This is a genomic window from Caulobacter sp. NIBR2454, from assembly GCF_027474405.1.
Lineage (GTDB): Bacteria > Pseudomonadota > Alphaproteobacteria > Caulobacterales > Caulobacteraceae > Caulobacter.
The window spans coordinates 1,058,714-1,076,711 of record NZ_CP114871.1 but is presented as its reverse complement, the minus strand read 5'-3'; the positions used below and the strand labels follow the sequence as shown (position 1 = coordinate 1,076,711).

21 protein-coding genes are annotated in these 17,998 nt (G+C 64.9%); 10 read left to right on the top strand and 11 right to left on the bottom strand.

Annotated elements, in window-relative coordinates:
- Positions 1-155: 155 nt before the first annotated feature.
- A complete protein-coding gene (purQ, locus tag O5K31_RS05245) occupies positions 156-818 on the top strand; it encodes a phosphoribosylformylglycinamidine synthase subunit PurQ (RefSeq protein ID WP_269716270.1) in 663 nt (220 codons plus the stop codon).
- A 78-nt stretch (positions 819-896) separates the two neighbouring features.
- Here purQ and O5K31_RS05240 read toward each other — a convergent pair whose 3' ends face one another.
- Positions 897-1,103 carry a hypothetical protein gene (locus O5K31_RS05240; RefSeq protein ID WP_269716269.1) on the bottom strand — a complete coding sequence of 69 codons (207 nt, stop codon included), beginning with the start codon at positions 1,101-1,103 and terminating at the stop codon, positions 897-899.
- 158 nt (positions 1,104-1,261) lie between these two features.
- On the opposite strand from O5K31_RS05240, the gene purL reads away from it, so the two are divergent.
- The 5 genes from purL to O5K31_RS05215 all read left to right on the top strand — a co-directional run bounded on the left by purL (position 1,262) and on the right by O5K31_RS05215 (position 4,935).
- A complete protein-coding gene (purL, locus tag O5K31_RS05235; RefSeq protein ID WP_269716268.1) occupies positions 1,262-3,463 on the top strand; it encodes a phosphoribosylformylglycinamidine synthase subunit PurL in 2,202 nt (733 codons plus the stop codon).
- A gap of 3 nt (positions 3,464-3,466) precedes the next feature.
- Positions 3,467-3,865 carry a VOC family protein gene (locus tag O5K31_RS05230; RefSeq protein ID WP_269716267.1) on the top strand — a complete coding sequence of 133 codons (399 nt, stop codon included), beginning with the start codon at positions 3,467-3,469 and terminating at the stop codon, positions 3,863-3,865.
- Positions 3,866-3,876: 11 nt separating this feature from the next.
- On the top strand, positions 3,877-4,113 hold the full coding sequence (locus O5K31_RS05225; RefSeq protein ID WP_269716266.1) for a BolA family transcriptional regulator: 237 nt from the start codon (positions 3,877-3,879) through the stop codon (positions 4,111-4,113).
- Between the two features lie 67 nt (positions 4,114-4,180).
- Positions 4,181-4,525 (top strand): Grx4 family monothiol glutaredoxin, encoded by a 345-nt coding sequence (gene grxD, locus O5K31_RS05220; protein ID WP_269716265.1) that lies wholly within the window; start codon positions 4,181-4,183, stop codon positions 4,523-4,525.
- A complete protein-coding gene (locus O5K31_RS05215) occupies positions 4,522-4,935 on the top strand; it encodes an acyl-CoA thioesterase (RefSeq protein ID WP_269716264.1) in 414 nt (137 codons plus the stop codon). Before grxD ends, O5K31_RS05215 begins: the two co-directional genes overlap by 4 nt.
- Here O5K31_RS05215 and O5K31_RS05210 read toward each other — a convergent pair.
- The 3 genes from O5K31_RS05210 to O5K31_RS05200 all read right to left on the bottom strand — a co-directional run bounded on the left by O5K31_RS05210 (position 4,932) and on the right by O5K31_RS05200 (position 6,240).
- Entirely contained in the window at positions 4,932-5,321 is a 390-nt protein-coding gene (locus tag O5K31_RS05210; RefSeq protein ID WP_269716263.1) for a hypothetical protein, read from the bottom strand. The two genes, O5K31_RS05215 and O5K31_RS05210, sit on opposite strands and share 4 nt — an antisense overlap.
- A gap of 55 nt (positions 5,322-5,376) precedes the next feature.
- Positions 5,377-5,790 (bottom strand): hypothetical protein, encoded by a 414-nt coding sequence (locus O5K31_RS05205; protein ID WP_269716262.1) that lies wholly within the window; start codon positions 5,788-5,790, stop codon positions 5,377-5,379.
- Positions 5,791-5,865: 75 nt separating this feature from the next.
- Positions 5,866-6,240, bottom strand: coding sequence for a hypothetical protein (locus O5K31_RS05200; RefSeq protein ID WP_269716261.1), 375 nt, complete (start codon positions 6,238-6,240; stop codon positions 5,866-5,868).
- Between the two features lie 72 nt (positions 6,241-6,312).
- Here O5K31_RS05200 and O5K31_RS05195 point away from each other — a divergent pair, with 72 nt between their 5' ends.
- Positions 6,313-7,422: a serine hydrolase domain-containing protein gene (locus tag O5K31_RS05195; RefSeq protein WP_269716260.1), complete on the top strand. Its 1,110-nt coding sequence runs from the start codon at positions 6,313-6,315 to the stop codon at positions 7,420-7,422.
- Here the strand turns inward: O5K31_RS05195 and O5K31_RS05190 are convergent.
- The 3 genes from O5K31_RS05190 to O5K31_RS05180 form a co-directional block, all read right to left on the bottom strand.
- Positions 7,419-7,802: a hypothetical protein gene (locus O5K31_RS05190; protein WP_269716259.1), complete on the bottom strand. Its 384-nt coding sequence runs from the start codon at positions 7,800-7,802 to the stop codon at positions 7,419-7,421. The two genes, O5K31_RS05195 and O5K31_RS05190, sit on opposite strands and share 4 nt — an antisense overlap.
- Positions 7,803-7,966: 164 nt before the next feature.
- Positions 7,967-8,584 (bottom strand): 30S ribosomal protein S4, encoded by a 618-nt coding sequence (gene rpsD, locus O5K31_RS05185; protein ID WP_269716258.1) that lies wholly within the window; start codon positions 8,582-8,584, stop codon positions 7,967-7,969.
- Between the two features lie 181 nt (positions 8,585-8,765).
- Positions 8,766-9,413, bottom strand: coding sequence for a hypothetical protein (locus O5K31_RS05180; RefSeq protein ID WP_269716257.1), 648 nt, complete (start codon positions 9,411-9,413; stop codon positions 8,766-8,768).
- A 157-nt stretch (positions 9,414-9,570) separates the two neighbouring features.
- On the opposite strand from O5K31_RS05180, the gene O5K31_RS05175 reads away from it, so the two are divergent.
- Both O5K31_RS05175 and O5K31_RS05170 read left to right on the top strand, forming a co-directional pair.
- Positions 9,571-10,914 (top strand): hypothetical protein, encoded by a 1,344-nt coding sequence (locus O5K31_RS05175; protein ID WP_269716256.1) that lies wholly within the window; start codon positions 9,571-9,573, stop codon positions 10,912-10,914.
- The gene (locus O5K31_RS05170) at positions 10,911-11,417 is read left to right on the top strand and encodes a contact-dependent growth inhibition system immunity protein (RefSeq protein WP_332367282.1); all 507 of its coding nucleotides are present in this window, start codon (positions 10,911-10,913) and stop codon (positions 11,415-11,417) included. The genes O5K31_RS05175 and O5K31_RS05170 overlap by 4 nt, the downstream gene beginning before the upstream one ends.
- A gap of 4 nt (positions 11,418-11,421) precedes the next feature.
- Here the strand turns inward: O5K31_RS05170 and fghA are convergent, their stop codons facing one another.
- From fghA to O5K31_RS05155, 3 genes are all read right to left on the bottom strand, one after another.
- Positions 11,422-12,249, bottom strand: a complete 828-nt coding sequence (gene fghA / locus O5K31_RS05165; RefSeq protein WP_269716255.1) for an S-formylglutathione hydrolase — start codon at positions 12,247-12,249, stop codon at positions 11,422-11,424.
- A 148-nt stretch (positions 12,250-12,397) separates the two neighbouring features.
- Positions 12,398-13,507 (bottom strand): S-(hydroxymethyl)glutathione dehydrogenase/class III alcohol dehydrogenase, encoded by a 1,110-nt coding sequence (locus O5K31_RS05160; RefSeq protein ID WP_269716254.1) that lies wholly within the window; start codon positions 13,505-13,507, stop codon positions 12,398-12,400.
- Positions 13,508-13,560: 53 nt separating this feature from the next.
- Positions 13,561-14,355, bottom strand: coding sequence for an RNA methyltransferase (locus O5K31_RS05155; protein ID WP_269716253.1), 795 nt, complete (start codon positions 14,353-14,355; stop codon positions 13,561-13,563).
- A gap of 80 nt (positions 14,356-14,435) precedes the next feature.
- Here O5K31_RS05155 and O5K31_RS05150 point away from each other — a divergent pair, with 80 nt between their 5' ends.
- Positions 14,436-15,452, top strand: a complete 1,017-nt coding sequence (locus tag O5K31_RS05150; protein ID WP_269716252.1) for a serine hydrolase — start codon at positions 14,436-14,438, stop codon at positions 15,450-15,452.
- Here the strand turns inward: O5K31_RS05150 and O5K31_RS05145 are convergent.
- Positions 15,449-17,854 carry an ATP-binding protein gene (locus O5K31_RS05145; RefSeq protein WP_269716251.1) on the bottom strand — a complete coding sequence of 802 codons (2,406 nt, stop codon included), beginning with the start codon at positions 17,852-17,854 and terminating at the stop codon, positions 15,449-15,451. The genes O5K31_RS05150 and O5K31_RS05145 overlap by 4 nt on opposite strands.
- Positions 17,855-17,998: the final 144 nt, after the last annotated feature.

Genomic DNA, 17,998 nt, shown 5'->3' with positions numbered 1-17,998 from the left:
GCTTCGAGACGCGCTGCCGCGCTCCTCAGCATGACGAGCTTGGTTGATTTCTGAATCCGTCATCCTGAGGAGGCCGGAGGCCGTCTCGAAGGACGCACTGACAGATTGTCAGCACGTCCTGACAACCGGCCAGAACGGTGTTAAACGCCCGCGCCATGAAAGCCGCCGTCGTCGTATTCCCCGGATCCAACTGTGACCGCGACTGCAAGGTCGCCGTCGAACGCTCCACCGGAGCGCAGGTGGACATGGTCTGGCACAAGGACACGTCCCTGCCGGACGACCTGGATCTGATCGTCCTGCCGGGCGGTTTCTCCTACGGCGACTACCTGCGGTGCGGCGCCATGGCGGTGCAGAGCCCGGTGATGCGCGAAGTGATCGCCGCCGCCAATCGCGGCGTCGCCGTGGTGGGCATCTGCAACGGCTTCCAGATGCTGACCGAGGCGGGGCTGCTGCCCGGCGCCCTGCTGCGCAACGAGAAGCTGAAGTACATCTGCAAGCCGGTCGGCCTGGATGTCGTCAACGCCCAGACCCGTTTCACCGCAGCCTTCCAGGGCCAGCGTGAAGCGGTCATGACCATCGGCAACGGCGAGGGCAACTACTTCGCCGACGAGGAGACCCTGGATCGCCTGGAGGGCGAGGGCCTGGTGGTCTTCCGCTATCAGGACAACCCCAACGGCTCGGCGCGCGACATCGCCGCCATCATGAACCCCAAGGGCAACGTGCTGGGCATCATGCCCCACCCTGATCGGGCGTTTGAGCCGGAGCTCGGCTCGGCCGACGGCGCACTGCTGTTCCAGAGCGTGATGAACAGCGTCTGATCGAGCGACCCTTACGCAAATAGAAAGGGCCGGAGCTTGCGCTCCGGCCCTTCGTTTTTGGGTCGCCTGTGAACCGCTTCAGCGGTTGGCGTCATCGCCCTGGCTGGTCTTGCCGGGCTGGATGGCGCCAGTATCGACACCCTCGCTCACGCCTTGGCCGGGCTGTCCCTGCCCTTGCCGGTCGCGGTCCTGCCCTTGCTGGTTCTGCTGGCCCGGATTGGTTTGCTGCGGGTTGCCCTGCTGCTGGTCCGGGCGACGGGTCTGGTCGTTGTTATTGTTCTGCATCTCAGTGTCCCTTTGATGAGCGCCCTCTCGACGGGCGCATGAAGTTAACGACCTCGAGTCATGCCCGTTCCTAATGCGCAGCTACCTTTCGGGCCTGATTTAGCTGTGGGTCGCGCTCGGGAATGGCGCAAACGGCCGACCCGCGATAGAAAGCCGCCATGACCGCGACCGCCCAAAAATCCATGGCCGACACGGCCCTCGAATTCGGCCTCAAGCGCGAGGAGTACGAGCTCGTACTCAAGCGTCTCGGCCGGGAGCCCAACCTCGTCGAGCTGGGCGTCTTTTCGGTGATGTGGAGCGAGCACTGCTCCTACAAATCCTCGCGAAAGCACCTGGGCAAGTTCCCGACCACGGGCCCCAAGGTGATCTGCGGTCCGGGCGAGAACGCCGGCGTCGTCGACATCGGCGACGGCCAGGCGGTGATCTTCAAGATGGAGAGCCACAACCACCCGTCCTATATCGAGCCCTATCAGGGCGCGGCGACGGGCGTGGGCGGCATCATGCGCGACGTGTTCACCATGGGCGCGCGTCCGATCGCCCTGCTGAACGCCCTGCGCTTTGGCGATCCTTCGCATCCCAAGACCAAGCGCCTGGTTCAGGGCGTGGTGGCCGGCATCGGCGGTTACGGCAACTGCGTGGGCGTGCCCACCGTGGCCGGCGAGACAAACTTCCACCCCGGCTACAACGGCAACATCCTGGTCAACGCCATGTGCGTGGGCCTGGCCGACGCCGACAAGATCTTCTACTCGGCCGCGCCGTCGGCGGGCCTGCCCGTGGTCTATTTCGGCTCCAAGACCGGCCGTGACGGCATCCATGGCGCGACCATGTCCTCGGCCGAGTTCACCGAGGATTCCGAAGAGAAGCGCCCCACGGTCCAGGTCGGCGATCCCTTCGCGGAAAAGCTGCTGATCGAAGCGACCCTTGAGCTGATGGCCAGCGGCGCGGTCGCCGCCATCCAGGACATGGGCGCGGCGGGCCTGACGTCATCGTCTGTCGAAATGGCTGGCAAGGGCGGCGTCGGCATCGAACTGAACATGGACGCCGTACCGCAGCGCGAAGAGGGCATGACCGCCTACGAGATGATGCTCTCGGAAAGCCAGGAGCGCATGCTGGCGGTCCTGAAGCCGGGTCGTGAGCAGGACGGATACGCCATCTTCGAAAAGTGGGGTCTGGACGCCGCCGTGATCGGCGTGACCACCGACACCGGCCGCATGGTCCTGAAGCACCACGGCGAGGTCGTGTGCGACCTGCCGCTGGCCCCGCTGTTCGACGACGCGCCGCTCTATGATCGTCCGTGGGTACAGCCCGCGCTTGGAGACTTCATCGACCCGGGCTCGGTTCCCGCGCCAGCCAACTGGGAAGAGGCGGTGCTGAAGATCATGTCCTGCCCGGATGTGGCGTCCAAGCGCTGGCTCTGGGAGCAGTACGACCGCCACGTCATGGCCGACACCATCGAGGACAGCGCCACGGGCGCGGACTCCGGCGTCATCCGCGTCCACGGCACCGACAAGGGCTTGGCGGTCACGTCCGACTGCACCCCTCGCTATGTGCAAGCCGACCCTTATGAGGGCGGCAAGCAGGCGGTGGCGGAGGCGTGGCGCAACCTGACCGCGGTCGGGTCCGATCCCATCGCCATCACCGACAACCTCAACTTCGGCAATCCCGAGCGGCCCGAGATCATGGGCCAGATCGTGCGCGCCATCGAAGGCATGGCCGAGGCCTGCCGCGAGCTGGACTTCCCGGTCGTGAGCGGGAATGTGTCGCTCTACAACGAGACCAACGGCGTCGCCATTCCGCCGACCCCGACGGTCGGGGCCGTAGGCCTGTTGGCCAACTATGACCTGGCCGCCAACTTCGCCTCCATGGGCGACGGCGACACCCTGATCGTCATCGGCCAGAACCATGGCCACCTGGGCGCCAGCCTTTATCTGCGCGAGATTCTTGGCCGTGAGGAAGGCTCCCCGCCGCCGGTGGACCTGCAGCTGGAGCGCCGCACGGGCGACTTCGTCCGCGCCCTGATCCAGGAAGGCGCGATCACCTGCGTCCACGACCTGTCGGACGGCGGCCTGGCGGTCGGCGCGGCCGAGATGGCCCTGGCGTCCGATGTCGGGGTGAACCTGAAGGCCAACTCCGCCACCCACGCCCACCCCTTCCTGTTCGGCGAGGACCAGGCGCGTTATCTGGTCGCCACGCCGGATCCGCAGGACATCCTGACCCGCGCGGAGGCCGCCGGCCTACACGCCAGCGTGGTCGGCAAGGCCGGGGGCTACGCCTTCGCGTCCGAGGGCCTGTTCTCGATCCCGCTGCCCAAGCTGCGCGAGACGCACGAGGGTTGGATGCCGGCCTATATGGGCGGCTGAGGGTTGCAGCTGCTCGTCAACATCGACGTCCCCGACCTGGAGGCCGCCACGGCCTTCTATCGCGACGGTCTCGGCCTGACGGTCGGACGGCGGTTCGGGAAGATGGCGGTGGAGATGATCGGCGGCTCCTCGCCCCTGTACCTGCTCAAGAAGGCGGCCGGCAGCGTCGGCGCGGCCGAGGACAAGCGGCGCTATGAACGCCACTGGTCGCCGGTGCATCTGGACTTCATCGTCGAGGACGTGGACGCCGCCAGCGCCCGCGCGGTCGCGGCAGGCGCCAAGGTCGAGCAGGGCGCAGAAGACACGCCCTATGGCCGCCTGGCCCTGTTCGCCGATCCTTTCGGTCACGGCTTTTGCCTGCTGCAATTCACCGGCGCCGGCTACGACGCCATCGCGGACTAAGGAGACACCCCATGCCCATGCCCGCCGAGACGCTTGAAGCGCGCCTGCGCGCCGCTTTCCCCGACGCGGTGATCGAGATCACCGACCTGGCGGGGGACGGCGACCATTACAAGGCGCGGATCATCTCCGAACAGTTCGCGGGCCTGCCGCGCGTGCGTCAGCATCAGCTGGTCAACAGGGCGTTGGCCGATGTGCTGGGCGGCGAGCTGCACGCCCTGGCGCTGGAGACCGCCGCTCCGGCGCAATAGCGCCACACCGCCTTGACCGGGAGCCCTCGGGCGCCTAGCTGAGGAACTGAAGTTCAAGGACATTTCCATGACCGACGTCGCCGCCGACACCGCCGTTCACGCGTTCATCGCCAAGACCGTGGCCGACAACCAGGTCGTGCTGTTCATGAAGGGCGTGCCCGAGCAGCCGCGCTGCGGGTTCTCCTCGGTCGTGGTGCAGATCCTCGACCACCTGGGCGTCGACTTCGTCGGCGTCGATGTCCTGCAAAGCGACGAGTTGCGCGACGGCATCAAGACCTACACCGATTGGCCGACCATCCCGCAGCTCTACGTGAAGGGTGAGTTCGTCGGCGGCGCTGACATCATCCGCGAGATGTTCCAGACCGGTGAGCTCCGCCCGTTCATGGTCGAACAGGGCGTGCTGACGGCGTGAGCCGGGCGTTCGAGGCGCCCGCCGGCGCCTTTTCGCTTCTTGTGACAGCGTCGGAATCCGACATCGACGCCAACGGCCACGTGAACAACGTGGTCTATCTGCGCTGGGCGCAGGACATCGCCATCGCCCACTGGGAATCCAAGACCACGCCGGAGGAGCGCGCGCCCTGGACCTGGGTCGCCCGCCGCCACGAGATCGACTACCGCCGCGAGCTTCTGCCCGGCGAGACCGCCACGGTCCGCACCTGGGTCGGCGAGTTGAAGGGTCCGCGCTTCGAGCGCTATGTCCGCATCGACGGCCCCGACGGCGAGATGTGCGCCCAGAGCCGCACCGACTGGGCCCTGGTCAACGTCGCGTCCCGCCGTCCCGCCCGCGTCCCCGACTGGATGGTGGAGCGGTTTAAGCTCTAACGCTGGCCGTCTTCGTTGAAGGAATTGCGGACCTTGCCTCGTGCTGCTCGCTCAACTTCCTTTGTATTCCAGCGGGTCACCTCGTCGATCAGCTTGATCATCTCGGCATCACGGGCGTTATAGGCTTGGTTGCAGAGCAACGCGTCAGCCACCACCTCGACCCGGGTCAGCTTCCGCAGCACGGCGCGCATCTCCTTAGCAGTGGCTCGGCCAGGCGCAGCGACGTCGAGGCGACCCAGAAAATATGTGAATACAGCGAAGCCTCGCTCCTCGTTGGTGTCGGTTTTCGCCACAAACATCGAGGCTGCAAGGCATCGCATGTCATCTACCGGCGGCTTGCTGTTCTCGGCGGCGCTGGCGTGTCCCGCAAAGACCAGCACCGCCAAAGCTCCCATCATTCTCGCACCCATGGTTTCCTCCCGAAGGTGAGCGGCACAAGCATCAGGACTCTGGCGTTCGCCTTTTCCGGCTCTTCTGCTGGCGTTCCTGCTCCTTCACCTTGCGATTGATCCAACCCTGAACCTCACCTGCAACCTGCGTCAGGTGCATCACTTGATCGGTGTAGCCTGACCCGCAGCGCTGCACGGCGGCATGCATCTCCTCAGCCGTAAGGGTCTTCAACTCCGACTTGAGCGCCTTGACTACGGCGGCGGGATCCGCCTTTCCATCCGCTCGGCCTAGGTAGTAGGTGAAGATGGACATCTTCAGCGTCATCTCCCCTTCCCCATCCAAATCATAGGCAGTGGCCGCAATGCAGCGGAGGTCGTCGGCCGTGAGACCTGAAGCGGCCGGCTGCGCCTTTGCACACGCCGTCGTCGCCAAGCTGAGAAGTAACGCCGCCGCCAGTCCACGCATGTTCAAGCCTCCCAATTTCAGGGAAGGCTATGGAACAAAATGCGAACAATCAACTCTTAACTATCGCTGTTACTTTTACAACCCATTGAGCGGGTTCAATAAAAACACTGGCGTCTCCGGCCGCACCCCCAGCTCCGCGTAGGTGAACATCACGTCCACGCCGACCGGCGCCAAGCCCTTGCAAGCGTCCAGTTTGCGGCGGGCGAAGGCGATGAAGGCGGCGCCGTCCTTCATCTCGACGTGGAAGGTGATGTCCGTCTTGGCGGTACAGCCGTTGGAGGCGACCCGGATCGACAGGCCGCCCGGCCCGCTGCTGGCGGCGTAGAGCGGCTCCAGGGCCTGGAACACGGAGTCCGTCGTCGTGATCAGACGCACAGACCCAGGACGCTGCATCGTCGCGCAGCCGGCCAGAGCCATTGCTCCCAGAAGGATCAGATGACGGCGGTCCATCGGCTCTCCTCTGACTAAAAGCAGTTTAGGTTGCCCGCCCGAAAAGCCACCAGCATTCTCGCGATCATGCGAATGATTCTTGTACTGCTCGCCCTCGCGGCCGCTCCGACCGCGGCCTTCGCCGAGACAGCCCCTGCGACCATCGCCCTGAACAAGGGCGGCCTGGCGATCGCCGAGATCGACGATGGCAAGACGGCTCTACGCGTTTCCGGCGATCGGGACGAAGAAAAGGGTCTGCCATTGCAGGCGGACACGGTCATGTACGCCGCGTCGCTGACCAAGTTCACCTTCGCCTATATGGTCATGCAGTTGGTGGATGAAGGGCTGGTCGATCTCGACACCCCTATCGACCGGTACATGAAGAAGCCGCTGCCTGAGTACGAGAAATACGCCGATCTCGCCGGTGACGAGCGGTGGCGCAAACTGACGTTCCGCATCCTGCTGAGCCACACCACAGGCTTCGCCAATTTCCGCTTCGTGGAGCCCGACGAGAAGTTGCGCTTCCACTGGGATCCGGGGACCCGCTACGGCTATTCCGGCGAGGGGATCAACCTCGCCCAGTTCGTACTGGAGGAAGGGTTGGGCCTGGATGTGGGCAAGGAGATGCAGCGGCGCGTCTTCGACCGCTTAGGCATGACGCGAACCAGCACCACCTGGCGTGCTGATTTCGCCGAGAATGTCGCCCAAGGCTACACGACCGACGGTACGATGGTTCCGCACCGCAAGCGCGGCTCGACTCGCGCGGCGGGCTCGATGGACACCACGATCGAGGACTACAGCCGCTTCGTGACCGGCTTCATGCGTGGCGAGGGCCTGTCAGCCAAGGCGCGGGCGGAAATGCTCAAGCCTCAGATCGCCATCACCTCACGCAGCCAATTCCCCACCCTTTCCGATGACAAGGCGCCGGCGGACAAGGCGCATCTGAAGCTGTCGGCGGGGCTGGGAGTGGTCGTCTATGACGGCCCCAAGGGCCGCATCTTCCTCAAGGGCGGCCATGACGACGGCACAGACAACATGCTGATCTGCGATGATGCGGCGAAGCGCTGCTTTTTGGGCCTCAGCAATACTAACGAGGCTCAGGCTTGGTACGTACGCCTGGCCAACCGCTATCTCGGCCTGAAGGAAACCCAGACTCCGTGGTGGTGGGAGTACAGCGCCTCCTCCAAGGGCTTTGGCTCCTAGCGCCCCGCGAAAGGGTTCAGGATCCGCACCTCACCGCCCGGCTCAAGACCCAGTTCGGCATAGGTCCAGGTCAGGTCGGCCGTGGAGGCGACGAGAGCGCGGCAGTTGTCCTCGCGCTTGCGGGTGAGGCTTACCCGGGCGCGGGTCCCGTCCTTGCGGACCACCGTGCCGAAATCGGCCTTGCTGGTGCAGCCGTTGGAATTGACGCGCGCCATCACCGAGTCTCGGGTGACCACGAAGGCGATCAGCCGCTCCAGGGACGGATCGCCGTCGACCGAGATACGGACATCCGGGTTGTCCTTGGCGTCGATCATCACGCAGCCAGCCATCAGCGGTGCGACGGCCAGCACGGCGGCCAAGGCGGCGAGTTTGGTGTTCATCGGACAGTCCATCCCCAAAGACTGTAGCGAGAGTCGTTCGCAAAGCCTGCTGTGTCCAATGAACAAGCGGCAATGTGTGTGAACGCTGGTCCGCGGCGCCAAAGGAAAAGGGGCCCCGGTTTCCCGGAGCCCCTTCCCGTAATTCGAAGTTCGAGGTCGGCTTCTTACGAAGCGTAGAATTCGACCACGAGGTTCGGCTCCATCTTCACCGGATACGGCACTTCGGCCAGTTCCGGGGCGCGGACGAACGTGGCGGACATCGCCTTGGTGTCCATGGTGATGTAGTCCGGCGTGTCGCGCTCGCCCGACTGCAGGGCTTCCAGCACCAGGGCCATGTTGCGCGAACGCTCGCGCACCGAAACCACGTCGCCGGCCTTCACGCGGTAGGACGCGATGTTGACGCGCTTGCCGTTCACCAGCACGTGGCCGTGGTTGACGAACTGACGGGCGGCGAACACGGTCGGCACGAACTTGGAGCGGTAGACGATGGCGTCCAGACGCGATTCCAGCAGGCCGATCAGGTTTTCCGAGGTGTTGCCCTTGCGGCGGGCGGCTTCCTCGTAGGTGCGGCTGAACTGCTTTTCAGTCAGGTTGCCGTAGTAGCCCTTCAGCTTTTGCTTGGCGCGCAGCTGCAGGCCGAAATCGGAGATCTTGGACTTACGACGCTGGCCGTGCTGGCCGGGGCCGTACTGGCGCTGGTTCACCGGGGACTTCGGACGGCCCCAGATGTTTTCGCCCATACGGCGGTCGATTTTGTACTTGGCGCTATGGCGCTTGGACATGCTTGTCTCTTCAGTTCGACACGGGCCGGCGCACTTCACTATTGAAGGCGCGATCGCAACGGCGGCTTCGCATCATCCGTCATACGTTTCTCCACACCATCCGGCAGGCCGGTGGCGGGAAAGCGGGGTGTATGACGGAGGGGGTGCGGAGAGTCAACCGCGAGGACAGGTGCGACTTAGTTCAACGCGCCGCCTCGATTGGAAGCGAAAACCACTGAAGATGTTCCGCTTCCCTTTGTGCCCCCACACGCCCGGTCACGTGAAAGCGCTTCTCAATTTTGTGGCGTGCAGAGCCAACACGACCGTACTCTATCAGCACGCTCCACTCACCCGACACTTCGTCGCCCGGAGTCAGATTATCGAGAGCCACCGCAGCCGTTGTGAAACTAGCAAAGGCAACGGGATCAACAATACCTCCCCTGTTAATGTATTCTGGCTTCGCATTAATGCGCCCCGCGACATGCGCCTCAACTTTGCTAACTTTATACTCAATTGGGAAATCAGAGATATTCTGAAAATACAACCTTATGGCCAGCCCTTTCCAAGCTCCACTTTCTGGATCGCGGATCCAAACTATTTCGGTATTTGAGTTTGTAAGCTTCCACTTGGCGGTGAAGCGGCGATAGAGCCCGTCAAATTGACTGACAGCCGACAGGCAAAACCAAAATGCTGCAACAGTAGCCGCTGCTGTCACAGCCCATGGCGTCTTTTGAATGACGCCTAGAAGGGCAATGCCCAACGGAACGAAAATTGGCAGAGTAAAGCTTAGAGCTCCTCGCACCAGATGAGACGCAAGTACGCTACCGGCTTTGTCGAGCAGCTTTTGCAATTAACACCCCCCGGATGATGACTTCATCATACCCCGACCCGAATAGTTAACAATCTTCGAGAGTCGAACGGGCATAGCCCCGATCTAGTCCGCCCCATGCCCGCCGACACTAGCCTTGAGAGCGCTCGCAAGGGAGCAGGCTTTCGGGGCGCGACGGGTGACCAGGGACGAATACGACCAGGAAGTGGGCCGCCTCAAGGCCGACACGGCGGCTCTGGCCTTCAAGCTGCGGCTGATCGCCGTGACGGCGGCGGTGGAGGTGAAGGCCTTCAACCCCAACCAACCCCGCGCGCCCAAGGGCCGGACGGACGGCGGTCAGTGGGTGGACGCGGGCGGGGGCAGCGGAACGGCGACTTCGGGGAAGAAGAAGCCGCCTAGGCCCGGCGCGGCGACGCGTACTGAAGAAATCGTCGAGGCGCTGAAGGAGACGCCTGCTGTCGACGCCGATCTCGAGACGGTCGACATCCAACTCGACGGATCCGTCTTCGATGAGCCGATCTCGGAGGACGACAACTTCGACATCGCGGGTCTTGGTCAAGGCAGTCCGCGGCGACCGCTTCAGCACTCTCGCTTTGGCGGGAATCCGCGTCGCCCGCGCCCAGGCTTTCCTGCGCCCAAAGACCCTCTTTTAGAGAAGGCGAAGGCCTACCTCGAAGCCAACCCCGAAGTCGCGGTGAAGATCGCCGGCGCGGTTCAGGTGGCGTCAGGCGCCGGCCAACTTGTAGGCGGCGTCGTGCTGACCGGCGTAAGCGCGGCCGGGGCGGCCACAGGTGTCGGTGCCGTCCCCGCCGCGGTCGGCATGACCGTCGGAATCTGGGCGGCCGGGAACGGTGTCGACAACCTAGAGACGGGCTGGCGGACGATTGTCACCGGCGAACCGCAAGACACTCGCCTTAACCAGCTACTTGTCCGCAGCGGCGTCCCTCAGCAGTACGCTGATGCGGCCGAACTCACGTTTGCGGCCGTCACGACCGGCGGCATCGCGAGCGCCGCGAAACTGACGCAACGGGCGCTTGCGGCACGCGCCAAGCGCGGCGCTGAAATCGCGGCAGCGAAGCACCTTGCACAAAAGCCCGATGACATTCTTGGTGGAGGGAAGTCGATCTGGACCAACCCGGACATCACCGTTCGAGGTGAACGCTGGGAAGTGTTCGACAACAGGCGAACAGGTTACCTGCGTACGACGAAGAACTTCAAAACCTTCGATCAGTTTGATCCGAAAACGGGCACTGCAGTCAGCAACAAGACCCTCGATCTGACCAAGCCGACGTACACCGATGCGGACAAAGGAAAGACGTTTCAGAAATTGAAGGGCTACGGCGACGCGATGGCCGGCTTCAAAGATGAAAAAAATGCGCTGCCTGGGCCGATATTGCGGCGAGAGGCGCGCGTATTGCTCCCATATGGAAAACCAACACCCGGGCAGATTCTTGAGCTTCAAGCTGCGCAGGAGTATTTTATTGAGCGTGGCATGACCTTGAAAATCTTCTATGGCATCTGATCGAGAAGCCGCAGGCGCAGGCTTCCATATTCCTACGCCGCGACACCCTCCTGTTTTTTCCGCAAGTACTGATCTCCGGCTGGCGAGAAAGCAATGGTTGGCACGGCCTGGCGATTTTGGATGAAGAGGTTCGGACGAGAACCTTACCCTTCGACGCCGACGATGCCGACATAGGAACAGCGTTGAGAAGAACCCTTCTGTCCACACGGATTAGAATTCCCAACGGCCGGGTAGATTGGGGAACAGAGGGCTTTCGCCGGAACATTGCCATCGGTTACGGCCTGCAATCCAACCGAAACGCGCTGAGTGGTCTGAAACGCTGTGAGGTTCGCATGCGCCTTGGAACACTAAGGCTAGAATCCCGAGCCCGTCAGTTCGGCGGCGGCTTCGCAGCCTTCCAACCCGGCTTCGACGAAGGCCACGAGGACATCGTGATGCGCTTCAAGGCCCCCGACGCCGAGCTCGGTGCGGCTGTTCGGGAGGCCCTGCGCCGGTCCCTCTAGTCGCCTAGACCCGCTCCGAGTGCCAGGCCACGTGGTCGCCGACAAACGTCGAGATGAAGAAGTAGCTGTGGTCGTAGCCGGGCTGGCGGCGGACGGTGACCTTGGCGCCGGCCTTGGCGGCGGCGGCTTCCAGCAACTCCGGCTTCAACTGGCTCTCCAGAAAATTGTCGGCCAGGCCCTGGTCCACCAGGATGTCGTCGAAGGGCGAGCCCGCGTCCTCGATCAGGGCGGTGGCTTCATGGGGCCGCCAGGCGGCGCGGTCGGCGCCCAGATAGGCGGTCAGCGCCTTGTCGCCCCACGGGCAGTTCAACGGCGAGACGATGGGCGAGAAGGCCGAGACGGACTTGAACAGGTCCGGGTTCCTCAGGGCGATGGTCAGGGCGCCGTGGCCGCCCATGGAGTGGCCGAAGACGCCCCGCCGCGACGGGTCCAGCGGAAACGCGCCGTCGACAGCCGCGAGCAGGTCCTTGGTCACGTACGAATACATGTTGAAGTGCGGCGCCCACGGCGCCTGGGTGGCGTCCACATAGAAGCCCGCCCCTTGGCCCAGGTCATAGGCGGGATCGTCGGCGACGCCCTCGCCGCGCGGGCTGGTGTCGGGCGCCACGATGGCCAGGCCATGCTTGGCCGCGTGGGCGTAAGCGCCGGCCTTGGTGGTGAAGTTGTCCTCGGTGCAGGTCAGGCCCGACAGCCAGACCAGATAAGGGAAAGGCCCCTCGCCATCCGGCGTCCAGATGGAGAACTTCATCGGCGTGCCCGTCGCCGCGCTGTCGTGCCGGCAGTAACGCAGGGTCCCGCCGTGGGTGCGGTGGGTGTTGAGGATATCGACCATTCTTCATTCTCCCCCTTCCCCCTTGATGGGGGAAGGGCCGGGGATGGGGGTGATGCGGCGGCGGGCTTCAAAGCGGCCTTGCCAGGTTCGGAAAGGGGGTCACCCCCACCCCTGCCCCTCCCCCATCAAGGGGGAGGGAGAGAGGTCTCTAAAACACCACGACGCTGCGGATGCTCTCGCCCGCGTGCATCAGGTCGAAGGCCTTGTTGATCTCGTCCAGGGGTAGGACGTGGGTGATCATCGGGTCGATCTCGATCTTGCCGTCCATGTACCAGTCGACGATTTTCGGCACGTCGGTGCGGCCGCGTGCGCCGCCGAAGGCGCTGCCCTTCCAGACGCGACCTGTGACCAGCTGGAACGGGCGGGTGCTGATCTCGCGGCCCGCCTCGGCCACGCCGATGATGATGCTCTCGCCCCAGCCGCGATGGCAGGCTTCCAGCGCGGTGCGCATGACGCCGGTGTTGCCGGTGCAGTCGAAGGTGTAGTCGGCGCCGCCGTCGGTCAGGGCGACGAGGTGGGCGACCAGATCGCCGTCCACCTTGGTCGGGTTGACGAAATGGGTCATGCCGAAGCGGCGGCCCCACTCTTCCTTGGAGTCGTTGATGTCGACTCCGATGATCTTGTCGGCCCCGACCATCTTCAGGCCCTGGATGACGTTCAGGCCGATGCCGCCCAGGCCAAAGACGATGGCGTTGGCGCCCGGCTCGACCTTGGCGGTGTTGGTCACCGCCCCCACGCCCGTGGTCACGCCGCAACCGATGTAGCAGGCCTTGTCGAAAGGGGCGTCGGGCCGGATCTTGGCCAGGGCGATCTCGGGCAGGACCGTGTAGTTCGAAAAGGTCGAGCAGCCCATGTAGTGGGCGATGGCCTGGCCCTTGTACGAGAAGCGGCTAGTGCCGTCCGGCATCAGGCCCTTGCCCTGGGTGGCGCGGATCGAGGTGCAGAGGTTGGTCTTGCGGCTCAGACAGCTTTTGCACTGGCGGCATTCGGGCGTGTAGAGCGGGATCACGTGATCGCCCACGGCGACGCTGGTCACGCCGGGCCCCACCTCGACCACCACGCCCGCGCCCTCATGACCCAGGATCGAGGGGAAGATGCCTTCGGAGTCGAGGCCATCCAACGTATAGGCGTCGGTGTGGCAGATGCCGGTGGCCTTGATCTCCACCAGAACCTCGAAGGCCTTGGGCCCCTCCAGGTCCACCTCCACGATCTCCAGCGGCTTCTTGGCCTCAAAGGCGACGGCGGCGCGGGTCTTCATGGGCGGGCTCCTCAACTCGATGAGGAAGGCTTAGGCCGAGGCGATGCCCTGGTTCAACCCTTGTCGCCGCTCTCGGTCGCCTTCTTCTCCGCCAGCTTGGCCAGCACCCGGCCGCGCCCCTTGGACAGGGCGGTGATCACGCCGCGGAAGGTGCGGACCTCCTGGTCGGTCAGTCGGGCGCGAGCCAGGGGGACGCGCAGGTTGCGCACCATGGACGGCTTCTTCTCGGGCGGGTGATAGAAGCCTGCCGTCTCCAGTTCGGCCTCCAGATGCTCGTACAGGCCCATCAGCATGGCCTGGTCGGCGGGCGCCTCGACGTTCTGCTCGAACTTCACCCAGGGGCGGTCATCGACCGTCATCTTCCACTCATAGGCGTTGATCGACACCGCCTGAGCCAGGTTCAGCGAGCGGAAACGCTCGTCGATGGGGATGGAGATGATCGCCTGGCACAGGGCGATGTGTTCGGTCTCCAGCCCCGCCCGCTCGGCGCCGAACAGCAGCCCCGCAGCCTGGCCTTGAGCGATCTCGGTCGATAGCTGGCCGGCGGCCTCGCGCGGGGTCAGCACCGGCAGCCGCGTCTCGCGCGGGCGGGCCGTGGTGGCGAAGACCAGCTGCAGGTCGGCGATGGCGTCTTCCAGACGGTCGAACACCTTGGCGTTGTCCAGCGGCCAGTCGGCCCCCGAGGCGCTGGCCCAGGCGCGCTCCTGGGGCCAGCCGTCGCGCGGCGCCACCAGACGCAGCTCCGAAAGGCCGAAATTGGCCATCACCCGCGCCACCGAGCCGATGTTTTCGGCCAGTTGCGGCGCATTGAGGATGACGCAGGGCGCCCGTCCTTCGGAACCAGTCACGCTTTTCTCCGCTCTTCTTCCGTCGGCCGGAAGTCTTGGGACAGTCCTATGGCGACAAGGGCGCAGGATCGACAACCCCGATGAGAACCTTTTCACGCCGCGCCATGCTGATCGCGCCGCTGGCGACCGCCGCCTGCGCCAAGTCTGTGATCCGCGAAGTGTCGGGTCCCAGCATGGACATCGAACAGCTGGATCGCGAGATCGGGGCTGCCGCCCAGCGCGTTCGGCCCGGTGTTCTGGGGGTGGCGATCACCGACCTGAACAACGCCGATGTGTGGTTGCACAATGGCGACCGCTCCTTCCCGCTCGATGGAGCCGCCGCGCTTCTGATCGTCGCCGCTGTCATCGACGAGGCGGCCTATGACCGTGTCGACCTGGACGAACGCATCACGGTGCGAGACGTGGACCTGTCGCCGCCGCCGTCAGCCGTTGGAGCCGCGTGGCCCCGCCGCGACAGCTATGCCGTGCGTGAGTTGCTGCCCCTCGCCCTCGATGGCGACCGTACGGCGGCCGACCTGCTGATGAAGCGCATCGGCGGTCCGGGCGTGGTCACCGCCTGGCTGCAGCAAAAGCGGCTCAAGGGCCTGCGGGTAGATCGCTACTTCCGGGAGATGGAGGTGGAGCGGGTCGGCCTGCCCTCCTTCCGCGCCGACTGGCGGACCGAGCAGGCCTTCACCGCGGCGATCAGCGGCGTGTCGCCGATCCAGCGAAAGGCCGCCGCGGAGGCCTATCTCAGCGATCCCCGCGATACGGCCACGCCAAGGGGCGCGATGGACTTCCTTGTGGCCCTGCACAACGCCGAACTGATCTCGCGCCCCAGCACCAACCAACTGCTGGCGTTGATGCGCGGCACGACCCAGGGGGCGAACCTGTTGCGGGCGGGCCTGCGCCGCGACGTCGATCTGGCGCATGCGTCGGGGGTCGGGCGCAGGAACCTGGACCTGACGCCAGCGATCAACGACATCGGGCTCTATCGCCTCAGCGGCGGCGGCGATCTGGCGGTTGTCGCGTTCCTGTCCGGATCGTCGGCGGCGACGGAGCAGCAATCGATGGTGATCGCCGACGTGGGTCGTTCGGCGCTCGCCGCCCGCGGTTAGGCCGAGCGGCTGGCGTCCTGATCCGGGGCAGGATCAACGCTCGACAACGCAGCGACCAGTTCGGCCGGGCGCACGGGCTTGGAGACGTGCAGATCGGCGCCGGCCCGGCGGGCCTGGACCACATGCTCGTCCATGGCGGCGGCCGTCAGCATGACGATGCGGGTGCGCGGGCGCCCGTCGCGGGTTTCCCGCTCGCGGATAAGGCGGGTCGCGGTCAGGCCGTCCATGACGGGCATCTGCATGTCCATCAGGATCACGTCGAAGCTGGCGCTGGCGAAAGCCTCGACGGCGTCGGCGCCGTTATCCACCACGGTCAGGTCGATGCCGAAGGGTTCGAGGATGATCTGCACCACCTTGCGGTTGGTGGGATGGTCCTCGGCCACCAGAACCCGAAGCCCGGCCAGCGATCCATGCTCGACCGCGTCTCGGGGCGCGGCGGCGGGGGTCGCCATGCCCACGGGGGTCAGGGGCAGGATGACCTCGAACACGGCGCCTTTGTCGGGAGCCGATCGGGCCTCGATGCAGCCACCCATCATTTCGGTCAGGGCCGCGCAGATCGACAGCCCCAGGCCCGTGCCACCAAAGCGACGGGTGATGGAAGCGTCGGCCTGCTCGAACCGGCGGAACAGACGTTGGCGCGTCTCTTCATCGAAACCGACGCCGGTGTCGCGCACGCAGAAAGCGATAGAGCCATCCGCGGCGCGATCCACGGTCAAGGTCACGCCGCCGGTCTCGGTGAACTTCACCGCGTTGGCCAGCAGGTTCGACAGCACCTGGGCGATCCGCCCCGCGTCGCCAAGATAGCCGCCGGCCGCGTCAGGCGAGACATTCCAGCCGTAATCCAGACCCTTGGCTTCGGCCGAGGCGCGATGCAGCTCGGCTATGGCGCCGACCTCACACGTCAGGTCGAAGGGCGCGGGGGTCAGGCTGAACTGGCCCGCCTCAATCTTGGAGACGTCAAGGATGTCGCTGAGCACCTGCTCCAGCAGACGACCGGATGAGGCCACCAGACCCGCAAGCTCGCGGCGACGGTCCTGGCCGCGCTCTTCGGCCAGCTGGTCGGCGATGGCGATGACGCCGTTCAGGGGCGTGCGCAACTCATGGCTCATATTGGCCAGGAAGACGGACTTGGCGGTGTTGGCGCGCTCCAGCTCGGCCGTTCGTTCGGCGACCCGATCTTCAAGCGAGCGCAGCAGGTCGTCGTTCTTGGCCCTTTGCCAGCTGAGGGCGCGGGCCAGGACGCCGATCTCGTCCTGGCGATGCTCCAGATATTCGGTGTCGCCGCCGTCGCTCCAGCCGGCCTGGGCCAGACGACCGAGGGGGTCGAGCACGGCGGTGCGGGTGAAGCGGTACAAAAGCAGGGTCTGGGCGATCACGCCCGCCAGACCGAACAGCAGAATCCACGAGGCCGACTTGACCGCCGACCACAGGAAGTCGCTGGGCGAGAAGCTCATCAGGAAGTACCAGCCCGGCTCCTTCATCAGCCCGTAGGCGATGACCTGGCCGTTGATCTGGCTGCGGATGACGCCGACGTCCTGGTTCTGCTTGCGGATCTCCTGGATCACCTCGGCGACGCGGTGCTCGGCCTGCGCCTTCTTCAGGACGCCGCTGTTGACCACCCCGTCGCGGCTCATCCCCGGATAGGAGATCAACTCGCCATCGTCCGAGGCGATCATGTTGGTCCCGCCCGGCAGGGAGTCCTGAACCGCGCGCAGCAGGTAGGAATCAAGGGTGATCGTCGTACCCCACGACGCCACATGACGGCCGCCGATGTCGATCGGGGTCATGCAGGCGGAAGTCAGGGCCTGACCTGTCGGATCGGAGATCAGCTTGCGCAGCTTGGTGCAGGCCATGACGCGCTGCGGATTATGTTCGGGTCGAGTAAGCTCGACCATCTCCTCGCCGCGGAAGTCCAGGGTCGGCGGGGCGTCACGGCGGTAATAGATCAGCCGGTCGTCGCGGTGCGGACCAAAGACGATGAAGCGGTTGGTGTCCGGCGTGAACATGTAGAAGTTGTCGTAGCGCTCCAGTTCGGCCTCGCCTGTGTGCGAGACGACCTGCAGGCCCGCCACCAGCAGGCGGCGCTCTTCGGGCGGCACATCGGCGCCGTTGGCGATAAAGCCGCCCAGGCCGTAGGACCAGGCGGTGCCGTCGAACAGGGCCGGGGTCGTGCGACGCGTGCCGTCGGCGGCCATGGGGAAGTGTTTCTCGAATTCGGCGTCGACCAGGTCCTGCGGCATCTTTTCCATGCGACGGCGCAGGGACAGGCTGGCGGCTCGGTGCAACAGCACCAGATCGGAGAAAAGGCGGTCCTCGGACTTGACCCGTTCGGCCACGTATTCTTCCAGGCGCGCGGTCTCACGCGCCGCCACATCCTTCTGCACAAAGGCGAAGGTGGCCATGGTGGCCGCCCCCGTCACCAGAATGGACAGGACCGCCACAATCGTCAGAAGCCGTCTCGCGAGCGGCGATGTGACCGACAGCATGCGTGTTATTGAGCCCCCATGAGCGCACTATGCGCCCCATAGGTTGAACAGGGGGTTTAT

Excerpts from the sequence above, each read along its gene's own strand:
- purQ (WP_269716270.1), top strand. The coding sequence starts at position 156 with ATGAAAGCCGCCGTCGTCGTATTCCCCGGATCCAACTGTGACCGCGAC.
- O5K31_RS05240 (WP_269716269.1), bottom strand. The coding sequence starts at position 1,103 with ATGCAGAACAATAACAACGACCAGACCCGTCGCCCGGACCAGCAGCAG.
- purL (WP_269716268.1), top strand. The coding sequence starts at position 1,262 with ATGACCGCGACCGCCCAAAAATCCATGGCCGACACGGCCCTCGAATTC.
- O5K31_RS05225 (WP_269716266.1), top strand. The coding sequence starts at position 3,877 with ATGCCCATGCCCGCCGAGACGCTTGAAGCGCGCCTGCGCGCCGCTTTC.
- grxD (WP_269716265.1), top strand. The coding sequence starts at position 4,181 with ATGACCGACGTCGCCGCCGACACCGCCGTTCACGCGTTCATCGCCAAG.
- O5K31_RS05205 (WP_269716262.1), bottom strand. The coding sequence starts at position 5,790 with ATGCGTGGACTGGCGGCGGCGTTACTTCTCAGCTTGGCGACGACGGCG.
- O5K31_RS05200 (WP_269716261.1), bottom strand. The coding sequence starts at position 6,240 with ATGGACCGCCGTCATCTGATCCTTCTGGGAGCAATGGCTCTGGCCGGC.
- O5K31_RS05195 (WP_269716260.1), top strand. The coding sequence starts at position 6,313 with ATGATTCTTGTACTGCTCGCCCTCGCGGCCGCTCCGACCGCGGCCTTC.
- O5K31_RS05190 (WP_269716259.1), bottom strand. The coding sequence starts at position 7,802 with ATGAACACCAAACTCGCCGCCTTGGCCGCCGTGCTGGCCGTCGCACCG.
- rpsD (WP_269716258.1), bottom strand. The coding sequence starts at position 8,584 with ATGTCCAAGCGCCATAGCGCCAAGTACAAAATCGACCGCCGTATGGGC.
- fghA (WP_269716255.1), bottom strand. The coding sequence starts at position 12,249 with ATGGTCGATATCCTCAACACCCACCGCACCCACGGCGGGACCCTGCGT.
- O5K31_RS05160 (WP_269716254.1), bottom strand. The coding sequence starts at position 13,507 with ATGAAGACCCGCGCCGCCGTCGCCTTTGAGGCCAAGAAGCCGCTGGAG.
- O5K31_RS05150 (WP_269716252.1), top strand. The coding sequence starts at position 14,436 with ATGAGAACCTTTTCACGCCGCGCCATGCTGATCGCGCCGCTGGCGACC.
- O5K31_RS05145 (WP_269716251.1), bottom strand. The coding sequence starts at position 17,854 with ATGGCCACCTTCGCCTTTGTGCAGAAGGATGTGGCGGCGCGTGAGACC.